Annotated in this window: 24 protein-coding genes and 1 pseudogene; 11 read left to right on the forward strand and 14 right to left on the reverse strand. The window is 61.8% G+C overall.

Annotated features, from left to right (window positions below):
• From rsxC to FUU19_RS24225, 4 genes are all read right to left on the reverse strand, one after another.
• Positions 1 to 1,696, reverse strand: a 1,696-nt coding sequence (gene rsxC / locus FUU19_RS24210; protein ID WP_230507413.1) for an electron transport complex subunit RsxC, incomplete at its 3' end; no start/stop codon positions are given.
• Positions 1,689 to 2,261: an electron transport complex subunit RsxB gene (rsxB, locus tag FUU19_RS24215; protein WP_141969068.1), complete on the reverse strand. Its 573-nt coding sequence runs from the start codon at positions 2,259 to 2,261 to the stop codon at positions 1,689 to 1,691. The genes rsxB and rsxC, both read right to left, overlap by 8 nt.
• On the reverse strand, positions 2,261 to 2,842 hold the full coding sequence (gene rsxA, locus FUU19_RS24220; RefSeq protein WP_004938443.1) for an electron transport complex subunit RsxA: 582 nt from the start codon (positions 2,840 to 2,842) through the stop codon (positions 2,261 to 2,263). Before rsxA ends, rsxB begins: the two co-directional genes overlap by 1 nt.
• 135 nt (positions 2,843 to 2,977) lie before the next feature.
• Positions 2,978 to 3,418 carry a DUF2569 domain-containing protein gene (locus tag FUU19_RS24225; protein WP_089180846.1) on the reverse strand — a complete coding sequence of 147 codons (441 nt, stop codon included), beginning with the start codon at positions 3,416 to 3,418 and terminating at the stop codon, positions 2,978 to 2,980.
• A gap of 222 nt (positions 3,419 to 3,640) precedes the next feature.
• Here FUU19_RS24225 and FUU19_RS24230 point away from each other — a divergent pair, with 222 nt between their 5' ends.
• Together FUU19_RS24230 and FUU19_RS24235 are read left to right on the forward strand one after the other, a co-directional pair.
• Positions 3,641 to 4,681, forward strand: a complete 1,041-nt coding sequence (locus FUU19_RS24230) for an oxidoreductase (protein WP_230490527.1) — start codon at positions 3,641 to 3,643, stop codon at positions 4,679 to 4,681.
• Between the two features lie 72 nt (positions 4,682 to 4,753).
• On the forward strand, positions 4,754 to 5,758 hold the full coding sequence (locus tag FUU19_RS24235; RefSeq protein ID WP_130018004.1) for a bile acid:sodium symporter family protein: 1,005 nt from the start codon (positions 4,754 to 4,756) through the stop codon (positions 5,756 to 5,758).
• Positions 5,759 to 5,769: 11 nt separating this feature from the next.
• Here FUU19_RS24235 and FUU19_RS24240 read toward each other — a convergent pair whose 3' ends face one another.
• The 3 genes from FUU19_RS24240 to FUU19_RS24250 form a co-directional block, all read right to left on the reverse strand.
• On the reverse strand, positions 5,770 to 6,315 hold the full coding sequence (locus FUU19_RS24240; RefSeq protein WP_230490528.1) for an AAA family ATPase: 546 nt from the start codon (positions 6,313 to 6,315) through the stop codon (positions 5,770 to 5,772).
• 111 nt (positions 6,316 to 6,426) lie between these two features.
• Positions 6,427 to 7,425 carry an adenosine deaminase gene (gene add, locus FUU19_RS24245; protein ID WP_048323276.1) on the reverse strand — a complete coding sequence of 333 codons (999 nt, stop codon included), beginning with the start codon at positions 7,423 to 7,425 and terminating at the stop codon, positions 6,427 to 6,429.
• Positions 7,426 to 7,561: 136 nt separating this feature from the next.
• Complete coding sequence (locus FUU19_RS24250) at positions 7,562 to 8,317, reverse strand: DeoR/GlpR family DNA-binding transcription regulator (protein ID WP_049201919.1); 756 nt, start codon at positions 8,315 to 8,317, stop codon at positions 7,562 to 7,564.
• Positions 8,318 to 8,414: 97 nt separating this feature from the next.
• Here FUU19_RS24250 and FUU19_RS24255 point away from each other — a divergent pair.
• Positions 8,415 to 9,012, forward strand: a pseudogene (locus tag FUU19_RS24255) (GDP-mannose pyrophosphatase).
• A complete protein-coding gene (locus FUU19_RS24260; protein ID WP_230490529.1) occupies positions 9,009 to 9,377 on the forward strand; it encodes an NUDIX hydrolase in 369 nt (122 codons plus the stop codon). Before FUU19_RS24255 ends, FUU19_RS24260 begins: the two are co-directional and overlap by 4 nt.
• A gap of 32 nt (positions 9,378 to 9,409) precedes the next feature.
• On the opposite strand, the gene FUU19_RS24265 is transcribed toward FUU19_RS24260, so the two are convergent.
• Both FUU19_RS24265 and malX read right to left on the reverse strand, forming a co-directional pair.
• Positions 9,410 to 10,591 (reverse strand): MalY/PatB family protein, encoded by a 1,182-nt coding sequence (locus tag FUU19_RS24265; RefSeq protein WP_060432979.1) that lies wholly within the window; start codon positions 10,589 to 10,591, stop codon positions 9,410 to 9,412.
• Positions 10,584 to 12,203, reverse strand: coding sequence for a maltose/glucose-specific PTS transporter subunit IIBC (gene malX / locus FUU19_RS24270; protein ID WP_230490530.1), 1,620 nt, complete (start codon positions 12,201 to 12,203; stop codon positions 10,584 to 10,586). The genes FUU19_RS24265 and malX overlap by 8 nt, the downstream gene beginning before the upstream one ends.
• A 223-nt stretch (positions 12,204 to 12,426) precedes the next feature.
• Between malX and FUU19_RS24275 the strand changes: the two genes are divergently transcribed.
• On the forward strand, positions 12,427 to 13,458 hold the full coding sequence (locus tag FUU19_RS24275; RefSeq protein WP_033648213.1) for a Mal regulon transcriptional regulator MalI: 1,032 nt from the start codon (positions 12,427 to 12,429) through the stop codon (positions 13,456 to 13,458).
• Here FUU19_RS24275 and FUU19_RS24280 read toward each other — a convergent pair.
• Complete coding sequence (locus FUU19_RS24280) at positions 13,455 to 14,336, reverse strand: LysR family transcriptional regulator (protein ID WP_230490531.1); 882 nt, start codon at positions 14,334 to 14,336, stop codon at positions 13,455 to 13,457. The genes FUU19_RS24275 and FUU19_RS24280 overlap by 4 nt on opposite strands.
• 206 nt (positions 14,337 to 14,542) lie before the next feature.
• On the opposite strand from FUU19_RS24280, the gene blaSRT reads away from it, so the two are divergent.
• Positions 14,543 to 15,679, forward strand: coding sequence for an SRT/SST family class C beta-lactamase (gene blaSRT, locus FUU19_RS24285; RefSeq protein WP_230490532.1), 1,137 nt, complete (start codon positions 14,543 to 14,545; stop codon positions 15,677 to 15,679).
• Positions 15,680 to 15,706: 27 nt separating this feature from the next.
• Here blaSRT and FUU19_RS24290 read toward each other — a convergent pair whose 3' ends face one another.
• On the reverse strand, positions 15,707 to 16,615 hold the full coding sequence (locus FUU19_RS24290) for a LysR family transcriptional regulator (RefSeq protein ID WP_230490533.1): 909 nt from the start codon (positions 16,613 to 16,615) through the stop codon (positions 15,707 to 15,709).
• A 102-nt stretch (positions 16,616 to 16,717) separates the two neighbouring features.
• On the opposite strand from FUU19_RS24290, the gene FUU19_RS24295 reads away from it, so the two are divergent.
• On the forward strand, positions 16,718 to 17,872 hold the full coding sequence (locus FUU19_RS24295) for a serine hydrolase domain-containing protein (RefSeq protein ID WP_230490534.1): 1,155 nt from the start codon (positions 16,718 to 16,720) through the stop codon (positions 17,870 to 17,872).
• Positions 17,873 to 17,915: 43 nt separating this feature from the next.
• Here FUU19_RS24295 and FUU19_RS24300 read toward each other — a convergent pair whose 3' ends face one another.
• Positions 17,916 to 19,448 carry a YdgA family protein gene (locus tag FUU19_RS24300; RefSeq protein WP_197833845.1) on the reverse strand — a complete coding sequence of 511 codons (1,533 nt, stop codon included), beginning with the start codon at positions 19,446 to 19,448 and terminating at the stop codon, positions 17,916 to 17,918.
• Positions 19,449 to 19,587: 139 nt separating this feature from the next.
• On the reverse strand, positions 19,588 to 20,766 hold the full coding sequence (gene manA, locus FUU19_RS24305) for a mannose-6-phosphate isomerase (RefSeq protein WP_197833844.1): 1,179 nt from the start codon (positions 20,764 to 20,766) through the stop codon (positions 19,588 to 19,590).
• Positions 20,767 to 20,883: 117 nt separating this feature from the next.
• Here manA and FUU19_RS24310 point away from each other — a divergent pair, with 117 nt between their 5' ends.
• From FUU19_RS24310 to fumC, 3 genes are all read left to right on the forward strand, one after another.
• A complete protein-coding gene (locus FUU19_RS24310) occupies positions 20,884 to 21,174 on the forward strand; it encodes a hypothetical protein (RefSeq protein WP_230490535.1) in 291 nt (96 codons plus the stop codon).
• Positions 21,175 to 21,242: 68 nt separating this feature from the next.
• The gene (locus tag FUU19_RS24315) at positions 21,243 to 21,575 is read left to right on the forward strand and encodes a hypothetical protein (RefSeq protein ID WP_230490536.1); all 333 of its coding nucleotides are present in this window, start codon (positions 21,243 to 21,245) and stop codon (positions 21,573 to 21,575) included.
• Between the two features lie 228 nt (positions 21,576 to 21,803).
• Positions 21,804 to 23,201, forward strand: a complete 1,398-nt coding sequence (fumC, locus tag FUU19_RS24320) for a class II fumarate hydratase (protein ID WP_230490537.1) — start codon at positions 21,804 to 21,806, stop codon at positions 23,199 to 23,201.
• Positions 23,202 to 23,242: 41 nt separating this feature from the next.
• Here fumC and FUU19_RS24325 read toward each other — a convergent pair whose 3' ends face one another.
• Positions 23,243 to 23,908 carry a peroxiredoxin-like family protein gene (locus FUU19_RS24325; RefSeq protein ID WP_197833840.1) on the reverse strand — a complete coding sequence of 222 codons (666 nt, stop codon included), beginning with the start codon at positions 23,906 to 23,908 and terminating at the stop codon, positions 23,243 to 23,245.
• 104 nt (positions 23,909 to 24,012) lie between these two features.
• Between FUU19_RS24325 and FUU19_RS24330 the strand changes: the two genes are divergently transcribed.
• The gene (locus tag FUU19_RS24330) at positions 24,013 to 24,903 is read left to right on the forward strand and encodes a LysR family transcriptional regulator (RefSeq protein ID WP_141969042.1); all 891 of its coding nucleotides are present in this window, start codon (positions 24,013 to 24,015) and stop codon (positions 24,901 to 24,903) included.
• Position 24,904: the final 1 nt, after the last annotated feature.

Below are 24,904 nucleotides of genomic sequence, written 5' to 3' on the forward strand. Positions count from 1 at the left end.
AGGCGGCAGCAACGGCCGCTTTGCGCGGATCGTCCTCTGTTGCCGCCGGCGGTGCTTTCGTTTCCACCTCGGCAGCCACCTGGGCACGCCGTTCGCGCGCCTGCGCTTTACGTGCTTCGCGGGCGGCGATCATCTCGCTGTTATCCGGCTGCTGGCCGTTGACCGGCGTAACCGCCGCTTCGGCATTCTTGCTGCGCACGCGCGCCAGCGCGGCCTGTACGGCACCCTGATCGTCGTCGGTCAGTTTGACGGCGGCCTTTTTGTGCCGCTCTTCGCGCGCCAGTTTCTCGCGCTCCAGACGGGCCTGCTTGGCTTCGAAACGCGCCTTGGCCTCGGCGGTGCGCGCCGCCTCCAGATCGATAGCCTTGATTTCGGCCTTTTCCTGACGGTAGTACTGCACCAGCGGAATATTGCTGGGGCAGACGAACGCACAGGCGCCGCATTCGATGCAGTCGAACAGGTTATGGTTGCGCGCCTTGTCATGCTCCTGCCCACGGCTGAACCAGTACAGCTGCTGCGGCAGCAGCCCGGCAGGGCAAGCGTCTACGCACAGGCCGCAGCGGATGCAGGACTGCTCCGGCTCCTGCGGCGTCATTTCATCGACCGTCGGCGCCAGAATGCAGTTGCTGATCTTGACGATTGGCACGTTCAGCGCGGGCAGGGTGAAGCCCATCAGCGGGCCGCCCATGACCACCATCTGCTGCGCCTGCGGGCGGAAACCGGTGAAGTCGAGCAGGTGCTGCACCGGCGTGCCGATGCGCGCCCACAGGTTGCCGGGGCGCTCGATAGCGTCGCCGGTCAGGGTCACTACGCGCTCAATCAGCGGTTCGCCGTCGACGATCGCTCGCTTGATGGCGAAGGCGGTGCCAACGTTTTGCATCAAAACGCCAATAGCCGAGGAGTGCTTGCCGTGTGGCACTTCTTTACCGGTCAAAATTTTGGTCAGCTGCTTGGCGCCGCCGGACGGGTATTTGGTGGGGATGACGCGCAGCCCAATGCCGGGTTGCCCGCGCAACGCCAGTTTCAGCGCCGCGATTGCCTCCGGTTTGTTGTCTTCGATGCCGATCAGCGTGAGCTTGGGTTGCAGAATGTGTTGCAGGATCTGCGTGCCTTCAATGATCTGATCGGCATGTTCCTGCATCAGGCGGTCGTCGGCGGTGATGTAAGGCTCGCACTCGGCGGCGTTGAGGATCAGCGTTTCCACGCCGCTCATGCCGCCTTGCAGCTTGCTGGCGGTCGGGAAACCGGCGCCGCCCAGACCGGCGATGCCGGCCTGATGAATACGTTGAATCAGTTCCGCGACAGGGGATTGACGATAGTCCGCCACCGGATCGCGCTCGCACCAGCGGTCTTCCCCGTCTGCCTCGATAATCACGCACAGCTCCGTCAGCCCGGACGGATGAGCGGTGATGTGCGGCGTAATGGCGCTGACGGTGCCCGAGGTCGGGGCGTGTACCGGCACGGTGCGGCCGCGGCCGACGGTCAGCGGCTGGCCTTTCAACACCCGATCGCCGGCGTTGACGCACAGTTCGCCTTCCGGCCCCAGGTGCTGCTGCAGCGGAATGATAAAGGTCTTGGGCAGGGGAGCGACACGCAGCGGCGTACCGCTGGACTGCGTTTTCATTTCCGGTGGATGGATCCCGCCGTCGAAATCCCAGATCCGGTCTTTTTTAAAGGCGGCGAACAGATTAAGCATGTTGCTCCACATGGATCACTTGCACCGGAATCGTCTTCATATCCCACTTCCAGTTGGCGGTGGTGGTCGCGACCGGTCTCATTTCAATACAGTCGGTAGGGCAAGGGGCGACGCACAGATCGCAGCCGGTACAGAGGTCGGTAATGACGGTGTGCATGGCGCGGGTGGCGCCGACGATGGCGTCCACCGGGCAGGCCTGAATGCACTTGGTGCAACCGATGCAGTTGGCCTCGTCGATATAGGCCACCTTACGCTCCGGCTCGGCGGCGATTTCGCTGCCCAGCGGCTGCGGTTCGACGTTGAGCAGCTCCGCCAGTTTCAGCATCACCTGTTCGCCGCCCGGCGCGCATTTGTTGATCATCTCACCGTTGGCCACCGCCTCGGCGTAAGGGCGGCAACCGGGGTAGCCGCACTGCCCGCACTGGCTCTGCGGCAGGATCGCGTCGACCTGCTCGGCGACCGGATCCTCTTCCACCTCAAAACGGCGCGCGGCATAGCCCAGCACCAGTCCGAACAGCAGCCCGAGCGCGCTTAAAGCCGCGATAGCTATCCACAACGCAGTCATTAGAATTTCACCAGCCCGGTAAAGCCCATAAAGGCCAGCGACATCAGCCCGGCGGTGATCAGCGCGATTGAAGAGCCGCGGAACGGCGCCGGGACGTCGGCGACCGCCAGACGTTCGCGAATGGCGGCGAACAGCACCATGACCAGCGAGAAACCGGCGGCGGCGCTAAAGCCGTAAACGGCGGACTGCAGGAAGTTATAGCCGAGGTTGACGTTAAGCAACGCCACGCCCAGCACCGCACAGTTGGTGGTGATCAGCGGCAGGAAGATACCCAGCAGGCGGTAGAGTGCCGGGCTGGTTTTGCGCACCACCATTTCGGTGAACTGCACGACGACGGCGATCACCAGAATGAAGGAGAGCGTGCGCAGATACACCAGATCCAGCGGAACCAGAATAAAGGTGTTGATCACCCAGGCGCTGACGGAGGCCAGCGTCATAACGAAGGTGGTGGCCATTCCCATGCCGATGGCGCTTTCCAGCTTCTTGGAAACGCCGAGGAACGGGCACAGGCCAAGAAACTTCACCAGAACGAAGTTGTTCACCAGTACGGTGCCGACAAACAGGAGCAGGTATTCGGTCATTGTGATGCCTAAAAAAATAAAAGCCGCCTATTATCGGGAATCGGCGGCCGGACGACAACATATGAATCGCAGGGGTATTGCCTTTTTTGGCGAAAATTTACACAAATCACCCAATAAAACGTGCTGCAACTCCCTTTAACGTTCGGTAAAGGTCCCTTTGACCCGCTGCGAACGCTTGATGTAAGGCACCAGCAGCGCCGCCATCAGCAGCGGCCAGCCGAGGCTGCGCACCGCCACTTCATCCGGCACCGGCGCGAAGGCGAAGGCTTTCACCGCCAGAATTACCGTGATCAGCAGCCATAACAAGAACAGCTTGGGGAAGCGCTGCGAACGCTGGCAAAACAAAAATACCAGCCACAGGGTGAAGCACCACATCAAGAGCGTGGTCAGCACCGAAAAGTACCACTGCAGGGTAAATGCCTGGGCGTTGGTCAACAGATAGTCGCGCGACTCGGGCATGAAGATCGCCATGGCGTACAGGAGCAGCATCAGGCTGGCGCTGAGCAGGGTGACGATCAGATAGGCCAACGGGGCCAGCAACCAACCGCCGATACGAGTGTATTCAGCTTGAGACATAAAGGCTTCCTGATTGAAACGGGGATCACAGGCGGCATAGCTTAGCGGGTAATATAGGCTTCGTCATCCCTATCAAGCGGATAGCTCGGCATCGCGACGCCGGGCCGCACGTTTGGCTACGCCGGGCCTGCGTCGAATTAACATCTTATTTACTTCTTGTTCCATCCGGCCGCATGGTGTCAAATCGAAAGGGTCTGTCGTGAGCCAGCAAGAGGAAATCCCATGGCTGAGAAAATTCGTGTCGGGCTGGTCGGTTACGGCTACGCCGGCAAAACCTTTCATGCGCCGCTGATCGCCGGTACGCCGGGGCTGGAGCTGGCCGCCGTCTCCAGCAGCGATGCCGGCAAAGTGCACGCCGATTGGCCGTCGATGGCGGTGGTGGGTGATGCGCAGGCGCTGTTCGCCGATCCGGCCCTCGATCTGATCGTAATTCCTACCCCCAACGATACCCATTTCCCGCTGGCGCAGCAGGCGTTGGCCGCCGGCAAGCACGTGGTGGTGGATAAACCGTTTGCCGTGACATTGTCACAAGCACAGGCGCTGCAACAGCAGGCGCAGCAGAGTGGTTTACTGCTGTCGGTGTTCCACAATCGCCGCTGGGACAGTGATTTCCTCACCCTTAAAGCATTGCTGAACGACGGTTCGCTGGGCGAGGTGGTCTATTTCGAGTCGCATTTCGATCGCTACCGGCCGCAGGTGCGCCAGCGTTGGCGCGAACAGGGCGGCGTCGGCAGTGGCATCTGGTTCGATTTGGGGCCGCATCTGCTCGATCAGGCGCTGCAACTCTTCGGCAAACCCGAGCGACTGTTCGTCGATCTGGGGGAGCTGCGGCCGGGGGCGCAGGCGGTGGATTATTTCCACGCGCTGCTGAGCTATGGCGATCGCCGTGTGGTGCTGCACGCCAGCATGCTGGTGGCGGCAGAGAGCCCGCGCTACGTGGTGCACGGCACCCGCGGCAGCTATGTCAAATACGGTCTGGATCCGCAGGAAGACCGGCTGAAGGCCGGCGAGCGCCTGCCGCAGGCCGACTGGGGCTATGACATGCGCGATGGGGTGGTGACGCTGTCACGTGGAGATCTGCTGGCGGAGCAACCGCTGCTCAACATTCCCGGCAACTACCCGGCTTATTACGCCGCGGTGCGCGACGCGATCGCCGGCACAGGCGAAAACCCGGTGCCGGCCGCCGACGCCATTGCGGTGATGGCATTGATCGAACTGGGGCTGGAATCGGCCCGGCTGCAGCAGGCGCTGCCGGTGGTCTGATCCCGTTCATTTCTCTGTGCCCGGCGCAACGTCGGGCCTTTTTACGACTTTACGTGCAAGGAAATCCGTTTCATGTCTTGGTTGCAGCGTTTACGCATTGATAAATTTTTGCTGGTTCTGATTTTGGTGGTGATCGTCGCCTCGCTGTTCCCCTGCGAAGGCATCTGGAAAACCTTCTTTGAACACCTGACCACCGCCGCCATCGCGCTACTGTTCTTTATGCACGGCGCCAAGCTGTCGCGCGAGGCGATCGTCGCCGGCATGAGTCACTGGAAGCTGCACCTGCTGGTGTTCCTCAGCACCTTTGCGCTGTTCCCGCTGCTCGGGCTGGCGATGAACCTGCTGGTGCCGGGCATCATGACGCCGACGGTCTATCTCGGCTTCCTCTACCTGTGCGCGCTGCCGGCCACGGTGCAATCGGCCATCGCCTTTACTTCGGCGGCGGGCGGCAATGTGGCGGCGGCGATCTGCAGCGCCTCGGCGTCGAGCATTCTCGGCGTGTTCCTGTCGCCGCTGCTGGTGGGCGCATTGATGCATACTCAGGGCGGCAATACCGACGTATTGCACGCCATCGGTTCGATCATTCTGCAATTGATGGTGCCATTTGTGGTCGGTCACCTGGCGCGGCCACTGATCGGCAAGTGGATCGACCGTCATCGCAAACTGATCAACCTGACTGACCGTTCGTCGATCCTGCTGGTGGTGTATACCGCGTTCAGCGCGGCGGTGGTGGAAGGGATTTGGCATCGCATCGACGGCTGGTCGCTGCTGACCATCCTGGTGATGTCGCTGGTGCTGCTGACGGTGGTGCTGGTGATCAACACCTATGCGGCGCGCTGGCTGGGCTTCAACACCGCCGATGAGATCACCATCGTCTTCTGCGGCTCGAAAAAGAGCCTGGCGAACGGCATACCGATGGCCAACGTGCTGTTCCCGGCCGCGGCGGTGGGCGCCATGGTGCTGCCGCTGATGATTTTCCACCAGGTGCAGCTGATGGTGTGCGCGGTGCTGGCGCAGCGCTATGCGCGTAAAACCGCTAAACAGCGGGCCGAAGCGGAGGCGCTGGTGGCCAAATAGGCCGCAGGCCGCTAACGGTGGCTCAGCGCGTCGAGCAGAAAGTCGGCGCGCTCGTCGGGTGAAGCGCGCGGCAGCTCTTGCAGCCGATAGCCATAACGGCGATAGGTGGTCACCATCGCCCGATAGGTCTGCTCGGCTTCGGCGAAAGATTGTTTTCTCTCGCTGTCCTGCGTATAAATCGCTCGCCACGGCGGGGCGATGAACACCGTATCGGCATAGCGAAAGGCGTCGATCGCCGCCGTTAAGGGGGCGGGGATCGATAATCCGCACAGCGTCAGGTAACCGGCGATATCCGGCAGCCCGCGGTCGAAGAACCAGCATGTTGCCCCCGTCGCTTCGTGCCATGAATGCAGTTCCCAATCGAGCATCCGCTCGGCGAAAGCCTGACGATCGCCCCACGGTAGCGCATTGCCCCCAATACTCACCTGATCCTGAATAATCGCCCGGCCCGCCTCCAGGGAGTGTGGGTAACCACGGCGATGAAGAACGTCGATGAGCGTGCTTTTGCCCGAACCCGGGCCGCCGGTCAGCACGATGCGGCGCAGTTTGTCAGACATGCGGAATTCCTCTCTTGCAGCAGAGCGATGGGGTGAAAACAGCGATAAAGACGAGCAGGCGGAAGAATATGGGGGATGAGAAGAAGGCGCCGTTTGGCGCCTTGGGGAGATTTAGCCCTGCACTTTGGCGCGCAGCGCCTGTTTTTCCTGTTCGCTGAGGAAAGCCAGCTTCAGGCCATTTTCCTGCGCGGTGCGGATTTCCTCCGGCGTCAGCCCGGCCTGCGGCGCGGCGACGCGGTATTCGTGCTCGATCTCGATGCCCTGAACCGCCGGATCGTCGGTGTTGATCGACGCCAGCACGCCGTGGCGCAGGAAGGTGGCCAGCGGATGCTGCGCCAGTGACGGCACGGTGCTGGTCTGGATGTTGGAGGTCAGGCAGGACTCGATGCCGATGCCGTGTTCCGCCAGGAAGTCCATCAGCGCCGGATCGTCGACCGCTTTCACCCCGTGGCCGATACGTTCGGCGCCCAGCTCGCGGATCGCCTGCCAGATGCTTTCCGGGCCGGCGGCTTCGCCCGCGTGCACGGTGATGCGCAGGCCGGCGTCGCGCGCGCGGTTGAAGTGGCTGAGGAACAGGCTGCCGGGGAAGCCCAGCTCATCGCCCGCCAAATCCAGCGCGGTAATGCCGTCGCGGTGCGCCAGTAACCCTTCCAATTCCTGCAGACAGGCGGCCTCGCCAAAGGTGCGGCTCATGATGCCGATCAGGCGAATGTCGATGTCGCGATCGCGGCAGCCCGAACGGATCCCGTCGATCACCGCTTCCACCACGCCGGCGACCGGCAGTTGGTGTTTCATCGCCATGTAGTAAGGGGAAAAACGCAGCTCGGCGTAGTGCAGACCGGCGTTGGCGGCGTCCTCGACGTTTTCGTAAGCCACCCGGCGGCAGGCGTCCAGATCGCCCAGCACCGCTACGCCCCAGTCCAGTTTCTGCAGGAAACTGACCAGATCCGGTTCGGCATGGGTGATCTGCACGTGCGGGCGCAGGCTCTCCAAATCGTTGGCCGGCAGGGCGAGATTGAACTGGCGACCGAGGTCGAGAATGGTCTGCGCGCGGATGTTGCCGTCAAGATGGCGGTGAATGTCGGTAAGCGGTAGGCGGGGATCGATCATGCTGGGCACTCGCTAATTTATCGTAGGTAAAGTGCAGAACAGTATAAAAACAAATGAATGAAACTTGCCATCTCGTTGCATAAAAAAGTGATGTGAATCACAAATAATGCGAGGTATGTCGCATTATCGCCGTGAATCAGGCTTTCAACACGCTGACGCCCGCCTGCTGCAACGGCGCGATCAATGCGTCGTCGGTGGCGCGTTCAACGATGATGGTATGCGCCAGCGTAATGTCACCGATCGCATACTGCGAGGCGGCGTTAAGCTTGGCGGCGGAGGCCAGCACCACGGTTTCCGCCGCGCGGGCCGCCAGCGCGCGTTTGATGTAGGCCTCTTCCAGATCGCCGGTACTCAGCCCTGCAGTGGGGTGCACGCCGGTCACGCCCATAAAATAGAGATCGGCGCGAATATGCGACATCGCTTCCACCGCGGCGGCGCCGACGCTGACGATCGAATGCTTGTACAGCCGGCCGCCGATCAGGATCACCTCGACCGTGGGGTGATCGACCAGGCCCACGGCGACGCTGGGGCTGTGGGTGACGATGGTGGCGTTCAGGTTGAGCGGCAACTGCCTGACCAGCTCTGCAGAGGTGGTGCCACCGTCGATAATCACTACCTGACCGGGGGCGATCAGCGCAGCTGCCGCTTTGGCGATCGCGCGTTTGGCGCCGGATTCCAACTGATTGCGTTCGGCAAAGCTGGCAATGGCGGAAGAAACCGGCAGGGCGCCGCCATGCACCCGCTGCAGCAACCCCTCGGCGTCCAGTTCGCGCAAATCGCGCCGGACAGTATCTTCCGACAGCCCGAACATTTCGCTGAGCTGCTTGGCCAATACCTGGCCGTCCTGAGCCAGTTTTTCCAGAATGATTTTCTTGCGCTGGCTGGTCAACATGGCCATGTTCCTCTCAAATTTTGTTTGCACGAAATATCTTGATCATACACGAAACTGCACGATAGTATCAATTTCCTTCCTCTGGCGGAGTAAACCGATGATAGCCACCAAAGACAGGGTTCGCATTGTCGAAACCCGGGTGTTGTCCGATGACTGGTACCTGCTGAAAAAAACCACCTTTGATTTTCTGCGGCGCGACGGCGTCTGGCAGCGGCAAAGTCGCGAGACCTACGATCGCGGTGATGGCGCGGTCATTTTGCTGTTCAACCGGCAGGCGCAAACGGTGATTCTGACGCGCCAGTTCCGTTTTCCGGTCTTCGTCAACGGCCATGACGGCATGTTGATTGAGGCTGCCGCCGGGTTGCTGGACAACGCGTCGCCGGAGGCGCGCATTCGCGCCGAAGCGGAAGAAGAAACCGGCTATTTCGTGCAGAGCGTGGAAAAGGTGTTCGAAGCCTACATGAGCCCAGGCTCGGTCACCGAGAAGCTGCACTTTTTCGTCGGCGAATATCAGGCGGGCGATCGCATCAACGAGGGCGGCGGGGTAGCGGCGGAGGGGGAAGATCTGGAGGTGCTCGAGCTGCCGCTGGCGCAAGCCCTGCAGGCGATTCGCCAGGGCACGATCGTTGACGCCAAGACCCATCATGCTGCTGCAGTTTGTCGCCTTGAACCGGACGTTGGAGGAAGAACGATGAAAGCACAACAAATCTTGATCGCCGGTCCCTATCGCAGCGGCACCGATGGCGATCCGCAGCGTATCACCGCCAATCTGGCGCGCCTGGAACAGGCGGCGTTGGCGGTTTACCAGCGGGGGCACGTGCCGGTGATCGGCGAGTGGCTGGCGCTGCCTTTGGCGGCGGCGGCGGGCTCCACTCAGGTTGGCGATGCGGTGAGCGAGGCGTTTCTTTACCCGGTGGCGCATCGGCTGATTGCGCAGTGTCAGGCAGTGTATCGCATCGAAGGGGCGTCTGCGGGGGCCGATAACGACGTGCGGCTGGCCAACGAGTGGGGATTGACGGTCTATCGTCGTCTGGAGGAGATCCCGTCTGTTCAGGCGTAACGCAGGGGCGGGCAGAGGCTCGCCCCGTCGCGCTATTGCTCGTCCAGCACCAACCTCAATCCGGCGATCAGCTTGTCCATGCCGGCCTCCAGCTTGCTGCGCGGGCAGCCGACGTTGAGGCGCAGGAACCCGCGGCCCTCCTCGCCGTAGGTAAAGCCCGGCATGATCGCCACCTTTTCACGCTCGATCAGCACCTGCTGCAGCGCCCGATCGTCAACGGCCAGCGGCCGCAGATCGATCCAGGCCAGGTAGGTGGCCTGCGGCGGGCGCCAGCCCAGCGCGGGAAACGCCTGCTCCAGCCGCTCGGCGACGTAGGTCAGATTATCCTGCAGGTAGTCGCGCAGGGCGTCCAGCCAGGGTTCGCCGTGACGATAGGCGGCCACGTGCGCCGCCACCGCCAGCACCGCCGGCGAGGAGAGGCCGTCGCGGGCTTTGAGCTGTTGGAAGTAGGCTTCGCGGCTGGCATCGTCGCTGATAAAGCCGTAGGCGCCGGTTAGCGCCGGAATGTTGAAACTCTTGGAGCCGGAGGTCAGCAAGGCCCAGGCGCCGCTCGCCACCTGGCTCCACGGCGTATGGCGGTGTTCACCCCAGACCATATCCATGTGGATTTCATCGCTGATCACGCGCACGTCATGGCGCTCGCACAGTTCGGCCATCTGCTGCAGCTCGTCGCGGCGCCACACTTTGCCGGTGGGGTTATGCGGGCTGCACAGCAGCAGGATCTTGGTCTGCGGTCGCGCCAGCAGCGCTTCGAGATGCGCCATGTCGCAGCGCCAGTCGTCGCCGGCCTTGTGCAGCGGACAGGCCAGCAGCTGGCGCTGGTTGGCGAGGATCACCTTGTAGAAAGCATCATAGGCCGGGGTATGGGTCACCACATAGTCGCCCGGTACCGACCATTGGCGGATCAGCTGCGCCGCCATGTAGATAACGGAAGGGCCGTACACCGCCGTTGCGGTGTCGATGGCGGCATTGAAACGTTGCTGATACCAGTGGCGCAGCGCGCTGAGAAAATCCTCATGCTGCCAGCGGCTGTAGCCCAGCACGCCGTGCTGCAGGCGCTGCTGCAACGCCTCGAGGATGCACGGCGCGGTGGCGAAATCCATATCGGAGATGGTGAACGGCAGCAGGTCGGCGCTGCCGAAACGATCGGCGATATAGTCCCACTGGGTGCACCAGGTGCCGTGGCGGTCGATCGGGGTCGAGAAATCAAACATGGGTGGCTCCCTGCAACGCCGCGGCAGGTTGCGCCGTGGCTATCAGTGAGTCTAATTCATCCTTCACCGATTGCACCTGCGGGCCGATCACTACCTGCAGATTATGATCGTTGAGATGCACTACGCCGATGGCGCGGTTGGCCTTCAGCGCCGCGTCGTCCACCTGGCTCATGTCGTTGACCGACAGGCGCAGGCGGGTGATGCAGTTGTCCAGCGTGATGATGTTGTCTGGGCCGCCGAGCGCCGCCAAAATCGCCGGCGCGTTGTAGCCGGATTTGCCCACCGCGCCGCTTGGCGCACTTTGGCTGACGGCGCTATCGCTCTCGCGGCCCGGCGTTTTGATGTTAAAGCGCTGGATGGCGAAGCGGAAAATGGCGTAATAGCCGACGAACCAGATGGCGGCCACCACCGGCACCAGATACCACTTGGTGGCGGTGCCGTGCAGAATGCCGAACACCACGAAGTCGATGATATTGCCGTCGGTATTGCCGATGGTCACGCCCAGCAGCGCCATCACGGTAAAGCCCAACCCGGTGAGCAGCGCGTGGATCAGGTAGAGGAACGGCGCGACGAACAGGAACAGGAACTCGATCGGCTCGGTGGTGCCACCAACCACGCAGGCCACCACGCCGGAAATCAACAGCCCTTTGATCTTATGACGGTTCTCCGGCTTGGCGCAGTGGTACATCGCCAGCGCCGCGCCCGGCAGGCCGCCGAGAAACGCCGGCATTTTACCTTGCGACAGGAAGCGGGTGGCGCTCTCGGCGAAGCCGGTGGTGGTTGGGCAGGAGAGCTGCGCCTGGAAGATGGTCAGGGCGCCGCTGACGCTGTGGCCGCACACTTCCATGGTGCCGCCCGCCTCGGTAAAGCGGATCAGCGCCACCAGAATGTGCTGCAGGCCGAACGGCAGCAGCAAGCGTTCGCCGGTGCCGAACAGCATCGGGCCAAAGGCGCCGGCGCTGTTGATCACCCAACCCAGCCCGGTGATGCCGGCGGCGAACCATGGCCAGATTAGCGGGATCACCAGGCCGCACAGGCCCAGCACCACGGTGGTGACGATCGGTACGAAGCGCGTGCCGCCGAAGAACGCCAGCGCGTCCGGCAGGCGGATGGTGTGGAAGCGTTCATGCAGGCGATAGACGATGATGCCGACGATCACCGCGCCGAGGATGCCGGTATCGATCGACTGAATGCCGAGGATGTTCTGGATATTGTTGGCTTTCAGCACCAGCGGATCGCTGGTAGGCAGCACGCCGGCGGCGGTCAGGTAGAAGTTGGTGCCCAGATTCAGCACGGCGAAGCCGACGAAGCCGGAGAAGGCGGCGACGCCCTTGTTCTCACGCACCATGCCCAGCGGAATGGCGATGGCGAACATCACCGGCAGGAAGCTGAAGGCGAAGGAGCCTACCTTGCTCATCCAGGTAAAGATCAGCTGGAAGATCGGATGGCCGATAAACGGCATCAGGGTGATCACGTCGCGGCTGCTCAGCGAGCTGCCGATCCCCAGCATGATGCCGCAGAAAGAGAGCAAGGCGACGGGCAACATGAAGGTTTTGCCCAGGCTCTGGAAAAACTCCCAGAGGGTGATTTTTTGTTTGTTGGCTGCTGACATAACCGACTTCTCCTGGCGAAAAGACGAGCAAAAAGGGGACTTCTGATTAGGTAAAAAGAAGATAAAACGTTTTACCTAGCAAAAATGCGCCGCCAATCACAAATCTGCCGCCCGGTTTTTGGCGACAATGCGGCGGGCAGTAAAACGTTTTACTGAGCTAACGGATTCGGTATACCCTTGATCATTACGGCGCGGGTTGCCCAGGAACGGGTTCGCAGAGACTATGAGCATCAAAAAAATCACCATCACCGATGTGGCGCAGCAGGCGGGCGTGTCGGTCACCACGGTTTCCCTGGTGTTGAGCGGCAAGGGGCGCATTTCGCCGACCACCGTCGAGAAGGTCAATCAGGCGATAGAGCAGCTGGGTTATGTGCGCAATCGCCAGGCGGCGACGCTGCGCGGCGGGGAGTCCGGGGTGATTGGCCTGATCCTGCGCGACATTTGCGAACCCTTCTATGCCGAAATGACCGCCGGGTTGAGCGAAGCGCTGGAGGCGCATGACAAGCTGTTGTTTTTGACGCAGAGCGGGCGCGACGGCCAGGGCTTGCAGCGCGCGTTTGACGCGCTGCTGGCGCAGGGCGTTGACGGCATCGTGCTGGCGGGCGGCATTCGCGCGGCGGCTGGCCTGAAGGAGAAGGCGGCCGAGCAGGGCGTACCGCTGGTCTGCGTGGCGCGCTCCAGCGGCCTCGATGGCGTGGACGTGGTACGGCCGGACAACATGCAGGCCGCCAAGCTGGCCACCGAATTTTTGATCAAGCGCGGTCACAGCCAAATCGCCTACCTCGGCGGCCAGAGCGATTCATTGACGCGCGCCGAGCGGCTGGGCGGCTTTTGCGCCACCCTGGTGCAGTACGGCCTGCCGTTTCGCAGCGAATGGATCGTCGAGTGCGATTGCCGGCAGCGCCAGGCGGCGGAAGCGGCGGAGCAACTGCTGCGCCACTACCCGAACATTACCGCCATCGTCTGCCACAAGGCGTCGGTGGCGCTCGGCGCCTATTTTGGTCTGGCGCGCAGCGGCCGCAGCATCGGCTCGGACGGGGTAGACGCCTACTACGGGCGGCAGGTGGCGCTGATCGGCTTCGGCGACGTGCCGGAAGCCGAACTGACCGAGCCGCCGCTGACCTTCGTCTCCAGCTCGGCGCGGGAAGTGGGGCGCAGTGCCGCCGCGCGCCTGCTGCAGCGCATCGGTGACGCTGACCTGCCGGCGCAGAACGTCATTCTGCCGCCGACGCTGATCCGGCGCGGTTCCGCCTAGCCCTGCCGCTGTTCCTCTTCCGCCTCCCGGCGGATCCAGCCGATAAAGGTTTTCATCGCCGGCGTCAGATCCCGCGATTTCAAATGGGTCAGCCAATAGGCGCCGAGCGCGGCCTCGGCGGCGAACGGCCGCTGCAACGCGCCGGCGGCCAGTTCGCGGCGGAACATGCTGACCGGCGCCAGCGCCACGCCGTCGCACTGGATAGCGCCTTCCACCATCAGCCTTGACGAGTCGAACACCGGGCCGTTGATCCGCCACGGCGTCACCTGTGCCGCCGCGAACCAGCGCTCCCATTCATCCTTGCGGTAGGTGCGCATCAGCTGCTCATGCTGCAGATCCTGCGGCGTACACAGGCGCGCGGCGACCGCCGGCGGGCAGAGCACCGTCAGCGGCGCGTCGAACAGCTTGATATTGCAGGTGGCGGGCCAGAGGCCTTCGCCGAAGCGGATGGCGAAATCCATGCCGTCGGCCGACAGATTGACCAGGTTGTTGTGGGTCAGCACCCGCAGATCGATAAACGGGTGCGCCGTGCGGAACGCCGCCAGCCGCGGCATCAGCCAGCCGACGGCGAAGGTGCCGACCACCGCCACCGTCAGCACCTCGTGGAAATGCCCGCCTTCGAACTGCTGCAGCACCGCCTCGATGCGGTCGAAGGCGTCGCTCAATACCGGCAGCAGCGCCTGGCCCTCTTCGGTCAGATCCAACCCGCGCGGCAGGCGGCGGAACAGCTGGATGCCCAGTTGTTCTTCCAGCATGCGTACCTGCTGGCTGACGGCTGCCTGGGTCACCCGCAGCTCCAGGCCGGCGCGGGTGAAGTTCAGGTGGCGGGCGGAGGATTCGAACGCCCGCAGGGCGTTGAGGGGAAGTCGATTGCGCATTGTCGATAGCCATAAGTTTTTCTTTATGCTGGCTGAAATTATTATCGCTTGTCAACCCGGCGGCAAAATCCGATATTTGGCGCGGCTGCTGAGAGTGTCGCGGCAGCCGTAAAGGAATGACATCATCAATCAGGGAAAGCGCCGTGTATAACGCCAACAAAAACTTTTGGCCGCGGCCGATACCCTGCAACCTAAGAGTTTCTATCATGACGAAAATGAACCGCCTGGCGGCCGCGCTGATCGCCGCACTGATCCTGCCGACCGCGCACGCCGCGCAGCAGCAGGATATCGACGCCGTTATTCAGCCGCTGATGAAAAAATATGGCGTGCCGGGCATGGCGATCGCCGTGTCGGTTGACGGCAAACAGCAGATTTACCCGTATGGCGTCGCCTCGAAGCAGACCGGCAAACCGATCACCGAGCAAACGTTGTTCGAAGTGGGCTCGCTGAGCAAAACCTTCACCGCGACGCTGGCGGTTTATGCGCAGCAGCAGGGCAAGCTGTCGTTTAAAGACCCGGCCAGCCACTACCTGCCCGAGCTGCGCGGCAGCGCCTTCGACGGCGTCAGCCTGCTGAATCTGGCGACACACACCTCCGGCCTGCCGCTGTTCGTGCCGGACGACGTGACCAACAACGCCCAACTGATGGCGTACTACCGGGCCTGGCAGCCGAAACACCCGGTGGGCAGCTACCGCGTTTATTCCAACCTCGGCATCGGCATGCTGGGCATGATCGCCGCCAAGAGCCTCGACCAGCCGTTTATCCAGGCGATGGAACAGGGGATGCTGCCGGCGCTGGGCATGAGCCACACCTACGTTCAGGTGCCGGTGGCGCAGATGGCCAACTATGCGCAGGGCTACAGCAAGGACGATAAGCCGGTGCGGGTCAATCCCGGCCCGCTGGACGCCGAGTCTTACGGCATCAAGTCCAACGCCCGCGATCTGATTCGCTATCTGGACGCCAACCTGCAGCAGGTGAAGGTGGCGCAGCCGTGGCGCGACGCGCTGGCCGCGACGCACGTCGGTTATTACAAGGCGGGCGCGTTCACGCAGGATCTGATGTGGGAGAACTACCCGTATCCGGTGAAACTGTCGCGTTTGGTTGAAGGCAACAACGCCGGGATGATCATGAACGGCACGCCGGCCACCGCCATCACGCCGCCGCAGCCGGAATTGCGCGCCGGTTGGTATAACAAAACCGGCTCCACCGGCGGTTTCTCCACCTACGCGGTATTTATCCCGGCGAAAAACATCGCCGTGGTGATGCTGGCCAACAAGTGGTTCCCGAACGACGATCGCGTCGAGGCGGCTTACCACATCATCCAGGCGCTGGATAAGCGCTGACGGTCAGGGGCGCCGGCGAGGGCGCCCCTACCACCGATGCTGTCGTTCACGCCGCTCGCGCATGAAATCGATAAAGGCGCGCAGCTTGAGCGGCAGATGCCTGCCGGCGGGAAAGTAGATGAAAAACCCCGACGCTTCGCTGGCGTAACCCGGCAGCACTTCCACCAGTTGCCCCTGCGCCAGCTCCTGCAACACCGTGCCTTGAAAACGTTGTGCGATACCCAAGCCTGCCAACGCCGCATCCTTGATCAGCCGATCTTCGTTAAAAATCAAACTGCCGCTGACGTCCAGCGCGCGCTCATCGTTGCCCAGGCTAAAATACCAGGGTTCCAGTTTGCCGCTGCCGGGGAAACGGTAGCGCAGGCAGTGGTGAGCCGGCAGGTCGTCCGGCATGGCCGGTACGCCGCAGCGCGCCAGATAGTCGGGCGAGGCGACCAGCACCCGGCGCTGGCCGTTGTCGATCGGCACGGCGATCATGTCCTTCTGCAACATGGCATGCATGCGAATGCCGGCATCGAAACTGCCCAGCACCAAATCGGAAAAGCGGTCTTCGGTAAACAGCTCCAACTGCACGTCGGGATAGCGCCGTTGAAATTCCGCCAGGTGCGGCATCACCAGCAGCGAGGCCGCCAGTTGCGGCAGCGTGATGCGCAGCAGGCCCGCCGGCTGTGCGCCCAGGGCGCGCACGTCATCCGCCGCCACGTCGATCTGGCTCATAGCCGGCGACACCTTCTGATAGAACAACCGGCCCTCGTCGCTGAGGCGCACCGAGCGGCTGGTGCGGTGAAATAACCGCACTCCCAGCTGGTTCTCCAGCGCCTGAATGTTTTGCGACACCGCCGGCGGCGTGACGCCCAGTTGGCTGGCCGCGCGGGTAAAGTTGCCCAGGCGAGCGACGGCTTCGAAATAGGGCAGCAGGTGCAGGAGTGAACTCATCTATTAATAACCTGTGCTTAATGATTCATTAAATTATGCCTTATTTTAATTTATGACGAACGTTTTAGACTGATTTTACTTTCCATCAGAGAGATTAAAATCATGTCGGCAGAACAACGGGCGTTAACAGAGCGGATCGCGGCGATCGATCAACAGGCGATGGCCGAAGGGCGCATCGTAGGTAGCGTGGTGCTGGTGGCGCGGCAGGGCGAGATTTGCTACGCCGGGACGGCCGGGTATGCCGATCGCGAAGCGCGGCGGCCGATGCGGCGAGAAACGCAGTTTCGGCTGTCGTCGGTCTCCAAACCCTATACCACGCTGGCGGCGCTGCGCCTGATTGAGCGGGGTAAGCTGAGCCTGGACGATGCGGTCAGCGACTGGCTGCCGTGGTTTACTCCAGCGCTCGCCGACGGCCTGCGCCCGGCGATCAACATCCGGCATTTGCTGAGCCATACCGCGGGTCTGGACTATCGGCTGAACCAGCCGCCGACGGGCGTTTACCACCAGTTGGGGATCCAGGACGGCGTGGAGCTGTCGACGCTGACGCTGGAGCAAAACCTGCGGCTGTTGGCGCAGGCACCGTTGCTGTCGGCGCCGGGGGAGCGCTTCAATTATTCGCTGGCGATCGACGTGCTTGGCGCCGTGCTGGAGCGGGTGACGGGTATGCCGCTGCCGCAGCTGTTTGTCGAATGGGTGGCGCAGCCGCTGGGGCTTGGCAATACGGCGTTCCATGCGACGGATGCCGCGAACCTGGCGACGCCGTATTACAACACGCCGCAAGGGCCGCAGCGCATGCATGAAGGCCTGCGGGTGGCGCTGCCGGAGGAGATGGCGGGGGGCGAGGTGCTGTTTTCACCGCTGCGGGCGCTCAACGCCGGGGCCTATCCTTCTGGCGGCGCGGGCATGGTCGGCGATGCTGACGACGTACTGAAGCTGGTGGAGACATTACGCAGCGGCGGGCAGGGTATTTTGCAACCGGAGACGGTGGCGTTGCTGCGCAGCCCGCACGTGGGCGCGCAGGCGCAAACGCAAGGGCCGGGCTGGGGATTCGGTTTTGGCGGGGCGCTGCTGGTGGACGCAGAGGCGGCGCAGACGCCGCAGCATGCCGGCACGCTGACCTGGGGCGGGGTTTACGGCCACAGCTGGTTCTTTGATCCACAGGCGCAGCTGAGCGTGGTGATACTGACCAACACCGCGTTTGAAGGCATGTGCGGCCGCTACCCGCAGCAGATCCGCGATGCGGTTTACGCGGCGTAAATAAAAAGGGCCCCATAGGGGCCCTTGAACGAGAGTCAGGCGATTACTGCGCCGGTGCCGGAGCGGGTTCCGCTTCCTGCGCCGGTTCGCCGTCTTCCGCTGGGGCGCCCAGCAGGCCAAATTGGCCGATGAACTCCTGCAGCGACATTTTGTTGCCGTTCAGGTCAACCTGATTGTCAGCGTAATGGAACTTGCTCGCGATCACGCCGTCTTTCTGGGTTGTCAGCTTGAACATTTGGCCCATGGCTGCCAGGCCCTGCACTTGCTGCTGCGCCAATTTCTGCGCGTCTGCTTCATTGTATCCCTGCAACAGCGCGGTCTTCGCGGTCACCTCGGTGGCCATTGCTTCCGGAATGGTCAGGCTGAGATCCAGTTTTTTGACCGCCTGAGCGATCAACTGATCCGACGATTGCGCCGGGGAAGAAGCCTTGCTCGGATCGGTCAGCGCCAGATCCAGCGTGAAGGTGCTCTCACCCTTGCTGTTTTTCCAACTCAGCGGGGCGATACTGATGCTCGGGTTACCTTTCAGCAGCAGCGGCAGGTTCTTTTGCAGCATCTCGGTGGTCTGTTGTTCGTAGACGTCCGGATCCAGGTTTTCGCCCTGCTGCAGCAGCGCCATGGTCTGGCGGTTGTAGCTATCGGAGAAGTCTTTCAGCGCTTTGCCGTCGACGTTGTCGATTTTCAGCGTCAGTTTACCGGCGCCGAAGTCGTTACCTTGTACCTTGAGGGCGTCCATGGTGTAGTCGATCTGGCCGCCGATATTGCTGCTGCCTTGCTCGCCGAACTTGCTCACCAGATTGAAACCGTCCAATGCCACGGTGTCTTTACCGTCGATCGTCAGTTTGAACTGCTTCAGCGTCATCGTCTGATCGCCGAGTTTCACGCCGAACTTGCTCTCGTTGCTGTCGCCTTTCAGGTTGAAGCCCTGGAAGGTGATCTGTTCGTTTTGGCCGAAGGCGTTCGGGCTGGCGATCACGATATTGTCGCTATTGGCGTCCAGCGAGAATTTTTTCAGATCGCTGGACACATCGGCGTTGATGGTGGCGCCGCTGAATTTCAGCGAGGACTTATCCTTTTGGTAATCCAATGGGATAACATCGATGGCAGACGAGGTATCGCCGCTGTACGAGATGCGTGAATCGGCGGTAAACAGCGATTTGCCTTTGGTGGCGTCAAACAGGCCTTTCACCGCCGGGGTATTTTCCAGTTCGGTATGCACCGACGCCATGCTCGGCAGCAGGTTGAATTTCTTCAGCTGCGCGAACGGGAACGGACCGTGATCGATGGTTTCCAGGAACGCCACTTCTTCACCGGCTTTCAGCGCCGCGTTTTCACTGGTATCCGTGCCGTCGGAACGCAACACATAACGCACTTTACTGCTGAACAGGCCGCGCTGGTAATTTTCATAGCTCAGCTTAACGCCGGCTTTCGGCAGGTAGGCTTTCAGCTGACCGTTGGCGTTGTCGACGACTTCGCCCATGTGCTGCTCGATCTGTTTCCCGGTGTACCAGGATGCCCCGGTCCATGCTGCGCCAAGAACCACAATGACGCTGACAGCGACTAACGATTTTTTCATAGCTCTGTTTCATCCTTTTTTTTATCACCCTCCGTTGCGCGGGAGGGGCAAATAGGGGCCGACAAATAACGCCCGCAGGCGTTTAATTGTGGGGGTAGCTCTCGCTTTCAGCAAGCAATTTGCTGAAATTTATCAACGGTTAGGCCAACTGGTTATAAACCCGGGCGATGCGGCCGCTGCCGCTGACGTTGACCGGGGATTCGAAAGCCCCGATAAAGCAGGATTCGCCCGGTTTGAGCGTCAGGCGTTGCCCGGATTTTTCCAGCGTCGCTTCGCCGGCGACGCAGAACACGATGGCGGCGCTTCGCTGTGCCAGCGCCTGCGGCGCGGCGGTCAAATCGTGCAGCGAGAAGGCGAAATCCTCCACCGGGATCGGGAAGAACAGCTCGTTGCCGCGTTGCTCCGGCTGGGTCAGCAGGCCTGACGCCGGCTGCGGGCGGAACTGCAGGTTGGCCAGCAGCTCGGGCACGTCGATGAACTTCGGCGTCAGGCCTGCGCGCAGCACGTTATCCGAGTTGGCCATCACCTCCAGCGCCACGCCTTTCAGGTAGGCGTGCGGCGTTTCCGCATACAGGAACATCGCCTCGCCCGGCGCGAGCTGCACCACATTCAGCAGCAGCGGTGAGAACAGGCCGCTGTCGTCCGGATAGAAGCCGGCGATAAAGCGCACGGTATCCCAGGGTTCACCCTGCTGGTTGTTGAGCGCGGCTTTCATTACGCCGAGCGCCAGCGACTTTTGCTCGCCGCTCATCGTCAACAGGCTGGCGAACAGGGTGGACAGATGCGCGGTGTCCGGCTGCTGCAGGAAGGCGGCGATATCGTGGTGCGCGCCGGCGATCGGCTGCAGCAGGGAAACGATATCGGTCAGTTCGCGAAAGCCGTTCATCGCCAGGAAAGGCGTCAGGGCGAAGACCAGCTCGGGCTTGTGATTAGGGTCTTTGTAATTGCGTTCGGCGGCGCTCAGCGGGATGCCGGCGGCGTTCTCTTTCGCGAAGCCGATCTCGGCCGCCGCTTTGCTCGGGTGGACCTGGATCGACAGCGGTTGATCGGCGCACAGCACTTTAAACAGGAACGGCAACTCGCCAAAGCGGCTGGCGACGTCGGCGCCCAGCTGCTTTGGCTGGTCTTCATCGATCAGCTCGCGCAGCGAACGCAGCGCGCCATCGGCGCCCGGCACGCGGGAAGGGCTCTTGGGATGGGCGCCCATCCACAGTTCGGCCATCGGCTGATTATCGGGATTGGCGATGCCGTAAAGACGGGTCAGCGCATCGTGGCTGCCCCAGGCGTAATTCTGTACCGCGTTGGTCATTTTTTGCATGTCGATAAACGTCCTTCTGCGTCATTGCCGCACTGCATGGCAATAACTCACTGATTTTATAAGATTAACTTAATCTATGCCGACGACCATCATACGCCCGCGTCGGCGGGAAAAATCATGGGCGCGATCAAAATAACGCCGGATAACGTCGCGCCCGGCAACGGGCCAAAGTATAGCGTGATAACGATCGGCGTCTCAAATGGTGCACTGCCTTCAAAGCGGCCGTCAAAAACCGCCGATCGATTATTCTTTGGGACAGTGGGGTTATTGCCGATAGTCCGGGCATCTTGCCTCCTTATTTATTTTTCAGCATGTCAAAATATGTCAGCTGAATTTATTTTTTACCGTCTGAGCCACTCCCTTATTATTATTTTCGCGCGGCGCCGGGCGATCACACGCCGAGCTTAAACCTGCGCGCCAGACCCCTTTACCGTAACGGCTAACGAGTCGATTTAACGAAACAAGAGGTCTGTTGCATGAAAAAACTGTTGTTGCTGTTGGGGCTTTGCACCGGCACAGCCCAGGCGGCGGTGATTGTCACCTATCCTTACGCCGCGCCGCGCACCGTGGTGATAGCGCCGGCGCCGATCGTCGTTACACCCGCACCGGTAGCGGTTCCCGCCGCGATCGCGCCCTTGACGCATCCGCTGACGCTCACCGCCGGCGCGGTGGCGACCGGGGCCTATCGCCATAATGAAAGGCAGAACGCCTACGACGAGATCAATCATCTGCAGCAGCAACGTATCGATGAGCTCAATCATTTACAGGCCCAGCGCATCAATAATTTTAATTCGCGCCATCCGCGTTAATGGCTACCCACGCTTTTATTCTCCCGGTCATGCCGGCCGTTTATTTCGGTGCGGGTTAACCGACGACAAATAACCGCGTCATGAAGGGGTAAAAGAGATGAAACGTGCTGTGAGATAACTCTCTTAATGCGAATAGTTATTATGTCACTATACTGGGAGTGCATGCCGACGGGGGGTAGCGCGTCGGCCTAACCCTACAATTTTAGGAATTATGCTAAGGAGATAATGATGGCAGGCGTTCGTATCGAAAAAGACTCTATGGGCCCCATCGAAGTACCGGCCGACAAGCTGTGGGGCGCGCAAACCCAGCGTTCGTTGGCGCATTTCCGTATTTCCTCCGAAAAGATGCCGACCGCGCTGATTCACGCGCTGGCGTTGACCAAGCGTGCCGCCGCGCAGGTGAACGTGGATCTGGGGCTGCTGCCGGCCGAGCGGGGCGCCGCCATCATCAATGCCGCCGACGAAGTGCTGGCAGATCGTCATGCCGACCAGTTCCCGCTGTCAATCTGGCAAACCGGCTCCGGCACCCAGACCAACATGAACATGAACGAAGTGTTGGCCAACCGCGCCAGCGAGCTGCTGGGCGGCGTGCGCGGCGAAGAGCGAAAGGTGCACCCGAACGATGACGTCAATAAAAGCCAAAGCTCCAACGACGTGTTTCCCACCGCGATGCACGTGGCGGCGGTGATTGCGCTGCGCGAGCACCTGATCCCCGAGCTGAAAGTGCTGCACAAGACGCTGAGCGACAAGGCTGAAGCCTATCGCGACATCGTCAAAATCGGCCGTACCCATCTGCAGGACGCCACGCCGCTGACCCTGGGGCAGGAGATCTCCGGCTGGGCGGCGATGCTGGCGCACAATCTGAAACACATCGAGGACAGTATCCCGCACATCGCCGAGCTGGCGCTGGGCGGCACGGCGGTCGGCACCGGCCTGAACACCCACCCTGAGTACGCGGTGCGCGTCGCTAAAGCGCTGGCGGAGTTGACCCATCAGCCGTTCGTCACCGCCCCGAACAAGTTCGAAGCGCTGGCGACCTGCGACGCACTGGTGCAGGGGCATGGCGCGCTGAAAGGGCTGGCGGCTTCGCTGATGAAGATCGCCAACGACGTGCGCTGGTTGGCGTCCGGCCCGCACTGCGGCATCGGCGAGATTTCGATCCCGGAGAACGAGCCGGGCAGTTCGATCATGCCGGGCAAGGTCAACCCGACCCAGTGCGAGGCGATGACCATGCTGTGCGCCCAGGTGCTGGGCAATGACGTGGCGGTGAACATCGGCGGCGCTTCCGGCAACTTTGAGCTGAACGTGTTCCGCCCAATGGTGATCCACAACTACCTGCAGTCGATTCGCCTGCTGGCCGACGGCATGCAGGGTTTCAACGAGCACTGCGCGGTGGGCATCGAACCGAACCGCGATCGCATCACCCAGTTGCTGAACGAATCGCTGATGCTGGTGACGGCGCTCAATACCCACATCGGCTACGACAAGGCGGCGGAAATCGCCAAGAAAGCGCACAAGGAAGGGCTGACGCTGAAAGCCGCGGCGCTGAAACTTGGCTATCTGACCGAAGCGCAGTTCGATGAGTGGGTGCGGCCGGAAGCGATGGTCGGCAGCATGCAGAAATAATGACGTCATGCCTAAATGGGGCGCGGTTGCGCCCCGTCTTTTCACGCTAATCCTTCCAGTACCGACAACAGCGCCTGCGGCTCCGGCCGCCGGGTGTAATCGGCGTGCGCTTCCGCATAGGCAATATGACCATCGCGGGCAATAACGAACCGCGCCGGCAGCGGCAGCGTCCAGCTGTCATCCTGGTTGAACTGCGCCAGATCGAGGCCGAGCCGCTGTTGATACAGGGCGATCAGCGCGTCCGGCAGGCGGTAACGCAGGCCGAATTGAGCCGCCAGGCGGTTGCCTGCATCGCTGAGCAGCGGAAAGGTGAGATCGTGATCGCGCGCGGCCTGGCGGTTATGCACCGCGCTCTGTGGTGAAATGACCACGAGCTGCGCGCCGTGCTGCGTGATGGCGGGCAATGCGGCCTGCAGCGCCTGCAGATCGATCGTACAGTAGGGGCACCAGATCCCGCGATAGAAACTGACGACCAGCGGGCCCTTCGCCAACAGCGCCGTGGAAGAGCATGGCCGGTTTTCGCTGTCCGGCAGGGTAAAGCCGGGCGCGGCGTCGCCGATCTTCAGGGCGCGTTCGGCGATGCCGGAAGCGATCTGCGTTTGGATCGCCTTACGCATCAGCGCGTGCTCTTGTTCTGTGAGTGTGAACGGCAGTTGGTCGGTTTCGAATGCCGCTTTGAAGGCATCGAGTTTGTCTTGCAGTGTCATGCGTTCTCCTGACGGGAATGAGGGGGAAGTGCTCATCTTGCCCATTCCGCAATGGCGCGTGTAGACTGCAATAAATGCTAATCGTTATTCCAGCAAGGAATGCCATGGGTAAATTTGCCGATTACGAAACCTATGCCTGCGTTTACGAGAGCGGTTCCTTTACCGCAGCGGCGCGGCGCCTGCACGTGGGGCAGCCGGCGGTCTCAAAAGCGGTGGCGCGGCTGGAACAGCAGCTCGGCACGCGCCTGATGCTGCGCTCGACCCACGGCCTGCAGCCGACGGATGCGGGGCAGCAGCTCTATCAACGCACCCGGCGTATTCTGAACGAGCTGGCGGAAACGGAAGCGCTGGTGCAGAGCGCAGGCGAGACCCTGAGCGGCCGGCTGCGGGTCGCTTCGGCGGCGGTGTTCGCTCGCATCGTTCCCCTGCCTGATTTGACGGCGTTTATGCGCGCCAATCCACGGTTGAACGTCGATCTGCTGCTGGATGACGGCAATCTGTCGCTGATTGAAGAGGGCATCGATATTGCCCTGTGTATTGGCGAGCTGGAGGATTCCGGTTTTACCGCCCGTAAATTGGGTGAGGTAAAACAATGCGTGATCGGTACGCCCGGCTATTTTGCCGCTGCCGGTATGCCGCAGCGGCCGGAAGATCTGTTGCAGCACGAGATGGTGATTTATCATCGACGTGGCGGCGGCGAGCAGTGGCGCTTCAGCCGCGGAGAGGAACAGCGCACGCTGCGGCTGCCGGGGCGCATGCGGGTCAATGCGGCGGAGTGCGTGCGTGAGCTGGTGATGGCGGGCTTCGGTGCTACCGTCGCCAGCGAAGGCATGTTTCGCAACGAGCTGCAAAGCGGGGCAGCGATTGCGGCTTTAGCGGACTGGCAACTGCCGCCGCTGGCGCTGTGGGCAGTGTTCCCCGGCGGCCATTTCGTCTCGGCCAAGGCACGAGCCTTTGCCGATTTTGTCCAAACCGCGCTATGCAGGGAATCGTGAT

Source organism: Serratia montpellierensis (assembly GCF_020858655.1).
In the GTDB taxonomy this organism is placed as follows: domain Bacteria; phylum Pseudomonadota; class Gammaproteobacteria; order Enterobacterales; family Enterobacteriaceae; genus Serratia; species Serratia montpellierensis.